4 protein-coding genes are annotated in these 12,495 nt (G+C 36.4%); 2 read left to right on the plus strand and 2 right to left on the minus strand.

The features are described 5' to 3' along the window. Positions 1-202 precede the first annotated feature (202 nt). Positions 203-2,854 carry an ATP-binding protein gene (locus TY21_RS09145; protein WP_042238495.1) on the minus strand — a complete coding sequence of 884 codons (2,652 nt, stop codon included), beginning with the start codon at positions 2,852-2,854 and terminating at the stop codon, positions 203-205. Positions 2,855-4,153: 1,299 nt separating this feature from the next. Between TY21_RS09145 and TY21_RS09150 the strand changes: the two genes are divergently transcribed. Both TY21_RS09150 and TY21_RS09155 read left to right on the plus strand, forming a co-directional pair. Continuing rightward, entirely contained in the window at positions 4,154-7,183 is a 3,030-nt protein-coding gene (locus TY21_RS09150; protein WP_042238497.1) for a Rossmann-like fold-containing protein, read from the plus strand. Positions 7,184-8,451: 1,268 nt separating this feature from the next. Beyond that, positions 8,452-9,897, plus strand: a complete 1,446-nt coding sequence (locus TY21_RS09155; protein WP_042238499.1) for an F-box/WD40 repeat-containing protein — start codon at positions 8,452-8,454, stop codon at positions 9,895-9,897. 294 nt (positions 9,898-10,191) lie between these two features. Here TY21_RS09155 and TY21_RS09160 read toward each other — a convergent pair whose 3' ends face one another. After that, positions 10,192-12,453 carry an ATP-dependent DNA helicase gene (locus TY21_RS09160; RefSeq protein WP_042238501.1) on the minus strand — a complete coding sequence of 754 codons (2,262 nt, stop codon included), beginning with the start codon at positions 12,451-12,453 and terminating at the stop codon, positions 10,192-10,194. Between the last annotated feature and the right edge of the window lie 42 nt (positions 12,454-12,495).

The following is a 12,495-nucleotide window of genomic DNA, read 5'->3' on the forward strand; positions in this document are numbered from 1 at the left end:
AAGTTATGCTTGCCTACCGAAAGCTTAATGAGCTTAGTGCATCTTATTAATTAATATGTCTGAAAATATCTACTGCTAGATTGAGTTATAGGCAAGGTTTTTTGGACAGCATATAGGGTGGGGGGATACCTAAGATGATTGGCAGAAATTTCTTATATAAAAGTAATGTGTATAAATGTTTATTTGTATCTCTTCATAATTTTTACTTGTTCTCTAGAGGAAAATAGAGAGTGAACACTGTTCCTCTTTTAGGGCGATTATGAACCTCAATTTTTGCTTGATGAAGATCCGCGATTGTTTTTACTACGGCTAGCCCCAAACCCATTCCATTAGATGGCGTGCCAGGAATTCGATAAAATTTTTCAAAAAGCCGAGGAATAAAATTAAGAGGAATGCCTGGCCCTTCATCCGCGACAGAAAGAAGAACAAATTTTTCCATTTTATGAGAAGAAATTAAAATTTCTTTACCTGGCAGAGAGTAAGCAGCAGCATTAATTAATAAGTTACAAAGAAGAAGTTCTATCAAAGAAAAATCATAATAAATAGGAGGGATATCTTTATCGACTTCAACTTTTATGATATGTTTTTCAAGGTTTTTTTGTAAGCTTGCTAGGCTCGCTTCAATCACTTCAGAGAGGCTTAGTAATTTTTTGGAGACTTTGAGAAAGCCTGTGCTTAATTGAGACATAGTCACTATATTCTCTACCATGCGATTTAAATAATTAGAAGATTCTTCAATCTGTTGAATCTTATGCGAACGAAGCTCTGCATTCTTGGCAAGTTCCGCACTTTTTAGTTCACGTGCTGCTCCCCTGATTGAATGTAGGGGTGTCTTAAACTCCAAAGAAAGAGAGCTTAGAATGTTATGTTGAATTTTTTCAATCTGTTTAAGATATTCATTTTTTCGTAACTTTTCTTCTTTAAAGGTTCTTTCCACATAATGAGCTACCTGTTGGCAAATTGTTTGAAGAAGAGTTATTTCTTCTTGTTGTATCACTTTAGGGAAGTTAGGTCGAAAAGCTAGAATGCCTACTGTTTCTTTAAATCCTTTTAAGGGTAGGTAAAGATTGTTAACGGATGATAATGTATCTGTAGACCATCCTGCCATTTTTGTGTTTTCAAATACCCAGGTAGCCACCGCTTTCTCTTTTTCATCTTTTAGCAAATCGGTCTCGACATGGATCATAAGACCATCATCAACTTTTTTCAGAAAAATTTCGGCTCTTCCGTTTAGCAGATTATTTAGGCGAGCACAGATAGATAAAAATAATTCTTTATTAAAAGAAGTGGTAGCTAGTTCCTTTACAATTTCATAAAGTACTTGTGATTTTTCTTCTCGATGCCTAAGCAGTTGCTCGCGTTTTTTAATGCGGTCAGTAAGGATGCTTAAAACGCAAGTAGCTGTTGCAAAAGATAAAAACAAACCTATTTCCATTTCTCCAAAATAAGCTGAATTAAAAGAAGGTAAAAAAAGCAAGGACCAAATCAAAGAAAAAATTGTGGCCGATAAAACAAGCGGACCTTTTCCTAGGAATAGGCTAAAGCCTAAAAAGAAAAAAAAGAAAATAAATCCTACCATTTGGTAGCTTAGATATAAGGAGCCTACTCCCCCTAGCATAGCTATAAGTAGGGTAAAAAAAAGGGCCCATCCATAATCTTTATAGGTGCTTGTAAATTCTACTTTAGCCCAGGGAGATGCATTTAGGGGAACAGAGGCATCATGATGGATTACATGTACATCGATACCGCTAGCCTCTTGATTGAGGATATCAAGAAGATTACTCATTCCCATCAGTTTTTTAAACAAGGTATTTTGTGGACGACCAATAATAATTTGAGTAACGTTTTTTTGTTTGGCCATCCTTTTTAAGGCTATTCCTATAGAAGTATCTGCAGTCGTGATAACTTCTGCTCCGAGTTCTCTAGCGAGAGAGAGATTTTTCGCTAGCTGTTTCTGATCCTTTTCACTTAGCTTCTTCCCATTATCGACATGCAAAGCAATCCAAGGAGCGTCTAGGGTAAAGGCATAACGGCGTGCAAGGCGAATTAAGCGCTGAGAATGAGGGCTGGGGCTAATCGCTACCATTAGGCGTTCAGAAGGTTTCCATAAGCTAGATCTTTCAGCACTAGGCAGTAATCCATGCAGATCATGATCCACTTTTTCTGCTGTTAGCCGCAGCGCTATTTCTCTTAAAGCCGTTAATCGATCAACTTGGAAAAAATTTTTTGCAGCAATTTCAGATTGAGGCCCTATATAAACTTTCCCTTCTTTAAGGCGCCTTAAAAGCCCTGTAGGAGTGATATCCACTAACTCGATTTGAGAAGCCCTTTCTATAAGGCTATCAGGAACAGTTTCACGGATTACAATGCCTGTAATTTCTTCCACTACATCCTTACGGCTTTCAATATGTTGAACATTTAAGGTGGTGTAAACATCGATTCCTGCTTCAAGGATCTCTATTACATCCTGCCATCGTTTCGTATGGCGCGACCCAGGAACATTGGTATGCGCTAGTTCATCTATAAGAACGATATGAGGCTTGCGTTTGATAATGGTATCTATATCAAGCTCTGTGAAAATGTTTCCCCTATAGCTAATGGATTTTTCAGGGATACTTTCCAAACCATCCGTAAGAGCAGCGGTCTCTTTTCGTCCATGGGTGTTAATGACACCTATGACAATATCTACTCCTTCTAAGCGACGCTGTTGACCGTCCTCTAGCATTGCATAAGTTTTACCTACACCAGCAGCCATCCCAAAAAAAATTTTAAGTTTTCCTCCTTTACTTTTTTCTTCTTCCCGGTTAATCAACTGAAGTAAAGCTTCTGGATCTGGGCGATCTTCTTCAACCATAAGATGCTTGCCTTTTTTTTACCTTCTATAACTTTAATTTGAGTTTATCACAAACCAATTGTCTTTCCTTCCTCTTTTTAATTTCTAGGCTTACTATGCTGTCTCATTAAGGGAGGCAATACACAATTTTATTAACTTAATATAAGAAAAAGCTTTTTATTATTTTTCTTTTCCCTTGAAATAGGGCCTGCCTTACTTTTCTTTGAAGCCAAAATATGGCTCGGCCAACTTACCATCCTATTGTTCGTAAATTAGGGATAAATTTAATAAATTTTTAACTTATGGATGAATGGTAAGCTTGGTTAATTAAAAATTCAACCATTCGAGGCTAGGTCTCCAAGGCAGCTAGATGCTTGAAAAACATAGCAAGCCCTTTGCCTCTACCAATAGGTTCTGCTTATTCATTTTCCTTTAACCTATGATCAATCATTAGTTCCCTATCTTTCCCTACTAAAAAAATCACCATTGGTAAATGTTGTCGATTTAACATTCCAGCAAGCTAAAGCAAGGCTTGCATTGTATTATCTAGCCAGCCATCTTCTTACCTTCTGACTAATCTTGATAAACCCTTGAACTAGAGTCGCATTATTGTTGTGTAGGCAACATCCTACATAGGTGAGCCTGTAGCGAAGCATTCAAAAAATGCTAGGGGCAGAATTTTCTAAAAACAGCATGCCGATAATCTTTACATCCTTTTCAGGTTTTTTTAGGAAGGAATGATTTTAGAATCAATTATTGTGCTTCTGGTGAATCCTCAAGTTTTCCCTCTTGCACCTTTTCCTTTTTTACAATAAAAAATGATTGGATAGGGCTAACATGAAACGTTTATGACTACTGGAGTAGATATGTATAGTACAAAAAATGGAAATGCTTCTCCTTAAGAAGCTATGTTGAGCTTTTTTTGCAAGAAGCGAGCAGATGAGGTAAGCAGACGCGCTAAAAGAAGTTTGTGGTGAATCTTTAAATTGAAAACGAGTAAGGCTCACATGCTTTTGCTAACTTCCTTCAAAATTTTGCTTGGCTTAAATACTTTAACTTACGCTAGCTGGCACCAGTCATTTTAAAGAATAGCCTGGTAGTTTAATGTCTAAAAAACTTCCTGAAAGTTATGTAGCAAGGCTATTTTACCTTAAGGTTATTTTTTGATTTAAATGAAGGGGATACGAAAAAGAATGGCTAAAGGAAAGTAGCCCTTATGAAAGTAAATTTTTATTTTCAATTGTGTTGGATATTAAAATTCAGCTATACATTTATTTTTTAAACATTAAGTTAACTTATATTTTGATCCAAGGAAGCAATATGTTTGCATTTTCATTTAATCCTATAGCTACTCATACCAACTTAGAAGGTACTTTCACTTTTTTTGAAAAAGCCGGGAGCGAAAAAATTTATGCCGAAGTTCCTAAACAAGAAGGTCTTTTTCCTGTAAGCATATCGCCAAAAGTCAGGACCGAGGCATTAACTTATTTATCTTCCGCTGCTAAAATAAAACGATTATTACAAGGTTTCTTTGTGCAGCCTACATATCAAGCAGAAGAAAATGCGGTAATCCTTGAGCCGTCCTCTCCTAAGATTGAGACTTGGAAACGTAAAGCGATGCTAAGATTGCCTCCTGACGCCATCTCTATTTGTCGAGCAGACGGGAAAATCAGCTATGCGATTGGCGATACGGTTACAACATGGGATTGGGCAACGGATACTTATGAAGTCTTTGGAGTAAAAAATGCTGCGTGCATTACAGCTTTAGCAGAAAGAAGCGATGGCTCGCTGATCTTAGGAGATGAAAAAGGACAGCTACATGTGTCAGGAAAAATAATTGATACGAGAGTTCATCAATCTGTTACTGAAATTCTTTATTTTCATGATGCCTGGGCGCTTATAAAATACGAAAAAATTTCGGAAAAAGAAAGAAGGGAGACAGAGATAAAAAAGCTTAATTTTCTTACAGGCGGAGTAGAGGAAGTGGCGCCGCAGACACAGATTCTAGCTTTGGGTGATGGCTCCCTTATTATTTTAGATAAAACCAATGGTAGTGTTTGCTGGGAGCAATTCGATCAAACACAAAGAAAATTTATTGACATACCTAGCCGGGATAAGAAAGAGAAAATTTTTGCTATCCGCTTAGCTTCGAAGACGAAAGTTTTGCTTCTCCAGGAAGACAATAAAGAGTTGCTTACAAGGTATGATATAGAAACTCAAGCTGAACAAACATGGAAAAATGACCAGCTATGGATTGATTGTTTGCGTAATTGCCCTTATGTTTGTCTAGATGGCCAAACAATTGCTGTTGGCGCATCTGTGGGAAGAAATGCACTAATAAAATTCTATTATAGAAAGGGCCTTGAAAAAGAGCCTACGAATGCGCATAGAGCTGGCTTTTGGGGTGTCAATGCTATGATAACACTTTCAAATGGCTCTATAATGTATGGAACATATACTACCCCTTCAGGAATACATGTGGTAAATAGAGAGGGAAAAATCATTTTTACAGCAACCTTAGAAGGTGACCCTAAGATTAATTCGTTAACAGAATTATCCGATGGTTCTGTGGCTGTTAGATGCCAAGATTCTATGCTAATTTTTCAGCCTCACTTTAAAAATAAATCTATTCCTGCCGACAATGAATTGAAACATACAACCTATTTAGCGAGCTTAGAGGCAGCCTTTAAGCAGGCAAATTTTTATAAAGCACGCCGTTATTATGAGAAAGCTAAAAAAATAAAACCAAGCAGCAATGCCCATAGCCTTATTTCTCTTCTTCATCTTAAAAAATCTCTAAATAAAAAGCTTTATAGACAGATTCTCCTTGCTACCTTATACGGTCAAAAAAATAAAGAGGTAAAAGATATTCATTTAGATCAAGAAGTTTCCACATGGAAAAATAAAACATGTAAAAAGAGGTTGTTTATAGGAGAAGGAACTTTTACCTTTACTGAAGCTTTTATCAAGAAACATGAGGAGACTCACCCCCTTTTGGCTTCCTCCATTGTTGCTACAGAGCTGGCTGTCCCTTCTGAAAAGAAAGAAGAAGTCATGCAGAGAGTCTCCCATCTAAGAGAACGAGGCGTAACAGTATTGTTTGGCGTTGATGGACAATTCCTTCATAATCATTTCAAAGAAAAAAGATTTAAACGTATTCATTGGAATTGCCCCTTTACTGGAAAAGGAGTTAATCAAAATATTTTTAAAGCAGCAATTCCTAAGTTTTTCTTATCTTGCACTCATTTACAGCTAGAGGGAGATCGAGTACATATGACTTTAATGCAAGAAGAAGACGATCCATGGAGAGATATAAATTGGAAATCTAGGCAAATACAAAACCCTATCGTCTTGGGTGCTACCTCGGCAGGCTATCGCCTTATAAGAAAGCGTTTGTTTGGACCCAACCGTTATCCAGGCTATCAGCATGCTGAGACAAGTGGAAAAGATCACTCAACTGGAAGATATCGAGAATTTGTTTTTGAAAAGTCATCCCAGCTTTCTGTAAAAGAGGAATCTGAATTTTTAGCTTGTATTAGATCTTTAGAGAATGAATTTTCAAAAAATGTAACTCTTTTAAAAGACGTGTATGCTCAATATGTGTCAAGTATAAAAGAATCTTTTGAAAAAAGAAAGATAGGCTTGAGGGGTTGCCTCAAAAAAAAATCAAACCCTGCTGAAGTTGATTTTTCCGATAAAGTAAAAGAGTTAGAAAAGGGATTATATTTAATCCTACAACAAGAGGAAAAAAAATTTGAGGATAAAGTGAAGATTTCAAATTTTAATTTCTCGACCATAGAAAGAAGGAATTCACAAGATATCCAAGCTGCATGGATGAAGTACGTACAGGAGCTAGAAAGGGATGCTTTAGATAATATGAAAGCCATAGGTAGAAAATATTTACGTTATGCAGAAGATTTAGAGATCGATTATATTTCTATTTATGCTAATTTATCCGATTATTCACAAGAAAAGGTAAATAAGTCGAAAAAATATTTTATAGATTTGTGTGAAAACCCAAAAGTACGCTCGTCAATTGATAAAGATGATAAAACCTCTACTAATTTTATAGCTAAATTAGAAACTCTCAATAAAACGTTATCGGATCAAGGAGGCGAACTGAAAGTAAAAACTTTAAAGATTATAAAAGATTTAAAAATTCTTTCTTTAGCTTATATAAATGCTTTGATGGATCCTAATAAGAAAGAATTTGCAATTAAAATATTTCAAGGAATAGATAAAAAAAGTGGTCAATCTGGGTCATCTGATGGGATAAACTTTGACTTACAGAATTGTTATTATGAATGTAGTAGTGATGAGGATTCTTCTGATTGTTATGACTCTGACTAAGCCTTTAATCTAGCTAAATTAAAGGTTTCAAGAGAGCATGCTTACCTGAAGATACTTAAGGCTTGGATTATGTTCTAGAGTAACAAAACTGAATAAATGCTCTTTCTTCTCTTCTTTTTACCTTACTCTAAGGCGAAAAAAAGATTTCTTAGCCAACAGCTTGTAAGTAAGGGAAGAAAAATCGAAGCTTTTTTTAATACTATAGCTGGAATAAGAGAGATTCTCCGAATTAATTTATTGAGCTATTCTTCTTACCATGGGTGATATCATAGCTAAGGAGAAAGACGCTTGGCTGGTGTTTGGCAATGCCTCATAATCCTTATCTAATCTGCGGTATTTGATAAACTACGCTTTAAAAAAACTAAGTCTGCATACCTAGCCCTCTGAAAGTTGCCTCTCTACTTAATGAGAGGAATTTTATGAAGTACGGGATTACATAAGAAGTAGCTTGAAAGCGTAACCCAGCAAATGTCCTTTCTATTCTCTACCTTTTTGTTTAGATCTTTTAATGGCTGTTAAATCAATATCCTATAAAGCTGCTTCTGATTCCATCTCTTCCCCGCTATATCCTGTACGGGCAAATATTTTTTTGGCCATACAACTTTTTCAGTGAAAAAATAAAACAGCGCATTTAGCTCATTTCTGTCATTGCAAACCATGCTGCATACTATAGCTGCATTAATAGTTGATCCACCAATAGGCGTCTTTTCCTACCTTTAACTTTCATACCCTCTCCGTATCAGCAGAGCCCTTTTTTCAATAGTTTTGACACTTTGGCTATCGACTATAGCTACACTTAAGTTCTATTAATCTACCCGCCCTTTGGCAAAGCGAATGTCTTAAATAAGTGTTAATTTGTTCGAATAAATGGCTCTGTTTTCATCAATAAATTAAAGGATAAACTGATTTCCAAGATGGAAGATCATAAGGAAGATCTGTCCATTAGCAACTTGTCTTCAAGATGTAAAATGTTGGCATTGAGTATCTTTTGTTTAGGGCGCTTAAGTGGCCTACCAGCTTTTTTTATACAATATATTCAAGAACTTGTCATTCTCGATCATTTAAGATACTAGGATAAACTTTTTTGTCATATAGGCTTCAGCTAAACAGCCTATATTTTAGCTTATTTTAATACCTAAGAGGAGCCTTTAATTATGTAAGTTTTTATTTTTATTGATAATTAATTTTTATTTCTTGACTTTAAAATATTATAAAGATATAAGAAGGGAGAGTTTTTTATATTAAATTTGAATAATTAAGTTACATAAATGCAAATTAATAATTTATCTTATTTCCCCCCTACTCTGCTAAATCCTTCTTATTCTTTTTCCTCACCCATTTTGCGCTTACCCGAAGAGCTTCTTACTCTTATTTTTTCTTATCTTTCTGTGAAAGATTTAGTCCATGCAGGCATGGTATGTCGCCAATGGAATAGGATAAAAGAAGACCCTATTCTTTGGACCTCGCTTTATCGTTATGATTTTCCATTTTTTACTTCACCTAATTCGTCATATACTAGGGCTATGTATATTAATAGCTTTGTAACTCAAAATAACTTAAAAGCAGGAAAGATTCAAAAAGAAATTGAGCTACCACCGTATGTGGGAGGGAAAACATTCTTTGATTTTTCTGATAGTGCTGGCTTTCTATTAGTAGAAGTTGCTGACAAAACGCGTCTATGGAATTTAGCCCACGGCCGGTTTCAGGATTCTCCTACTCAGCTTAAGGGTGACATTTGCTCTTTGTTTTCGCCCGATGGAAGCCTACTAGCGACAGCCTCTTCGGATGGTACTGTTCATCTTTGGAATATCATTACCTCTGCACTTGTCCACAATCTTAAAGGACATACAGGCATGGTGATCCATGCAGTTTTTTCCGAGGATGGAAAGATGCTTGCCATCCTTTCGGATGATAGATTAGTGCACCTTTGGAAAATCTCTACAGGAGAATGCTTACATATCTTTTCCCATAATGAAGAGATCATTCATGCGATTTTTTCACCTGATGGAAGAACTCTTACGGTAGAAGATGATAATAATAAATTACATCTTTGGGACATTGCCAAGGGTCAACCTATCCATGTTTTAAATTATGAGGGAGAAATTTATGAAAATGTTTTTTCTCCTCATGGAGAGTTACTCGCTACCATCTTTGAAGAAAAAACTGTACGTGTTTGTAAAGTGCCTACTGGTGAGCTTCTCTATACATTAAACCATGAAGGAGACTTATGGGATTGCTGCTTTTCACCCGATGGAAATTTACTAGCAACGGCTTCACAAGATCATACCGTGCGCCTTTGGGAGGCTGTGAGTGGCAAGCTTCTTCATACCTTTAAGCACGCTGGGGAAGTCAATAAGGTCGCTTTTACACCTGATGGAAGTAAGCTTGTCGCAGCATGTCAGGAGAATTATGCTATCCTTTGGGACATCTGTTCTGGACAAGCTATCCATTACCTTAAACACGAGAAGGAAGTGCAAAGTGTGTTTTTTAGCGCTGATGGTAGTATCCTTGTAACGACTAATTTCCAAGGACAAGTGAATCTTTGGACAGTAGCAGAAGGGGTACAATTTGCTAATTTAAAAAGCGCCAGCACTATTTATAATGAAATACGCGTGGCTTTTTCTAAAGATGGAAGTATGATTGCTCTTGCAACAGATTCCAGTATTCGTATTTTAAGTTTTAATCCTCTTTTTCTTAATTCTTCGTTTTCATAAATTTAATCTATATTATTCAGAACTTAAGCTAGCAGGTAATAGTTTTTATACGCTAGCTAGAGCAGCTTGGATGGTTGACAATCTTGCAGCATAGACCTGCGAGAAAAGCTTGAAAGGTTTATTTATATAATGGCCTTAAGCAAGTAGCTCTAAATTAAGCCTAGTTCGCTAGCCTTCGAATATTTAAAAGTTTTTTATTTTAAATTTATAGAAGGCTTTTAAGTTCTTTAGCCTCTGGCTAAAACAACTCTATTAACAAAAGTTTTTAAATTAAGTCTAATAGACTTTATCCTTTTAGCTAGAATTATTTTTAGCTAGATAGGTAGTTTTTTTATAAAAATTTTGCATATATTCGCGTAACTTCTCACTGGGAATAAAAATATGCTGGCAAGGAGGGAGGCTATTCAAAAATTGCTGTCCATATTTTTTTGTAATCAACCGTGTGTCCAAGCATACAATACAACCTCTATCATTTTTGTTACGAATAAGACGACCAAAACCTTGTTTGAATTTCACGATTGCATTAGGTAAAGAATACTCCATAAAAGGGTCGCCCCCTTTAGCTAATATTGCCTCGGTACGTGCTTGAGTAATAGGTTCGGTAGGTACCTTAAAGGGTAGTTTAACAATGATGACACAGCGAAGTGCCTCTCCTACTACATCGACTCCTTCCCAAAAGGAGTCTGTTCCAAATAACACAGATCGATCGGTCTTTTTAAATTTATTAAGCAGGGTTTGACGATTGTCATCGCCTTGTTTAAAAAGAGTATATTTATATTGCTGAAGACGTGCTTGTAAAACTTGGTAACATATTTTAAGCATATTGTATGAAGTAAAAAGCACAAAAGCGTTTCCATGGCTGGCCTGAATGCATTCCCAAATTTTCTCTGCTGCTGCTAAATTAAATCTGCTATCAAGAGGATTAGGAATATCGTTAGGGATAGCTAATAAAGCTTGCTTGCGGTAATCAAAAGGAGAATCATAGATGTTTTCTGTTAGCGTAAGCTTGCTTATGTAAGAAGGAGTAAGCCCTAAGCGTTGCTTGGTAAAAGTAAATTGCTTATTGGTAGCCAAGGTAGCACTGCAAAGAACTACGCTACTAAAGGGTTTGAATAAATACTCGGCTAAAGCTTTTGCAATATCTAATTCGGCATCTGCAATATTTACATTAATCATTGTTTTAAGCAGCTGGGCTTCAATCCACCTTACTTTACTAGGAGGGGGAGCTGTATCTACAAACTGTTGCAGGATAAAACTCGCGTCTGCCAATCGCCCGCAAAGAGCTTCGATTTCATAACGAATACCTTTAGAGACTTCATTAAGAGGCTCTTGACCTAGCGCTTTAAGAGCATTTTCGATGCTACTGATTACTTGTACATACTTTTGTAAGCTAGTAGCTAAAGCGTGAATATGACTTTTAATTTCTCCTACCCATAAAGTATGCTTATAATGCTCAGGCAAGAGGCGGAGTTTGTTTTCATTAGAATGTTCTTCATTAGGCCTTATACCAGCTTTTGCTATGTTAATGAAAGCATGGAGCTTATCAAAGCCTTCAGTAATCAGCTTAAGAAGATCGATACGTATGCCTGGAAGATCAATATTGAATTTACTTAAAAGGGAGCTGATTTCTGTTGGGGGCGCTTTAGAATTATAGTGAGCAAGAATTTTTTCTTTAAGTTGAGCTAACTTCCCTTGAGTTTTACCGCCCTTTTCTGCTGCTAAACGTCCTACCACTCGCAATAGATCTAGCTGATTTACTTTTTGAGCAAAATATTCTGTAGCAATATCTTCAATATGATGAGCTTCATCTAAAATAACTTTGGTATAAATAGGCAAAATGGAAGGGTCTTGATAATTTTTAGATTCAGCACGGCTAGCCAAATCAGCAAAAAGCAAGTGGTGATTGACGATCAACAGATGCGCCTCGTTAGCTTCTTTTCGAGCCTTAAAAAAATGGCAGTCTTGATAAAAAGGGCATTGGCTTTTACTGCAAGTATCATTTTCTGCACAGACCTTGTCCCATAAGTGTCCAGAAGGCTCAAAAGTTAAGGAAGACTTAGAACCATCATAGGTCGTATGTGCCCAAGCATCAATACGAGCAAATTCCTCTGCTTCTTGAGGGGCAAGAAGGAGTTGCTCTGCGCGTGTTTCTTCTACTTTTCGCAAACATACATAGTTGCGCATCCCTTTTACAAGCACTGCTTTGACAGTGATATTAAGCGCTTGGGCTACGATAGGAATATCTTTTAAAAGAAGTTGCTCCTGCAGGGTGATTGTATGCGTGGAGATAACCGAACGTTCTTTTCTTTGGGCTGCCCAGAGAATAGCAGGAATAAGATAAGCAATGCTTTTACCCGTCCCTGTTCCTGCTTCTATTAAAGCTATTTGATCTTTATTATAAGCTTCAATGATGTTTTGCATCATTTTCTGCTGCTCTTCACGCGATTCAAAACCTTTTATAATTTTACTAAGGTTTCCTTCAGGTTGAAGAATTTTTAAGGCTTTCTGAGCATCAACTCCTTCAATGTTCTTTTCTCTGGGTAATATGCTGCTCATGAAAATTGGGAAGGGTGAAGTAAAAGTAAAATTAATTTAGAA

The organism is Neochlamydia sp. S13, from assembly GCF_000648235.2.
In the GTDB taxonomy this organism is placed as follows: Bacteria; Chlamydiota; Chlamydiia; order Chlamydiales; family Parachlamydiaceae; genus Neochlamydia.

What these genes read in the sequence shown, in the direction of transcription:
- TY21_RS09145 (WP_042238495.1), bottom strand. Translation starts at nt 2,854, where the DNA reads ATGGTTGAAGAAGATCGCCCAGATCCAGAAGCTTTACTTCAGTTGATT.
- TY21_RS09150 (WP_042238497.1), top strand. Translation starts at nt 4,154, where the DNA reads ATGTTTGCATTTTCATTTAATCCTATAGCTACTCATACCAACTTAGAA.
- TY21_RS09155 (WP_042238499.1), top strand. Translation starts at nt 8,452, where the DNA reads ATGCAAATTAATAATTTATCTTATTTCCCCCCTACTCTGCTAAATCCT.
- TY21_RS09160 (WP_042238501.1), bottom strand. Translation starts at nt 12,453, where the DNA reads ATGAGCAGCATATTACCCAGAGAAAAGAACATTGAAGGAGTTGATGCT.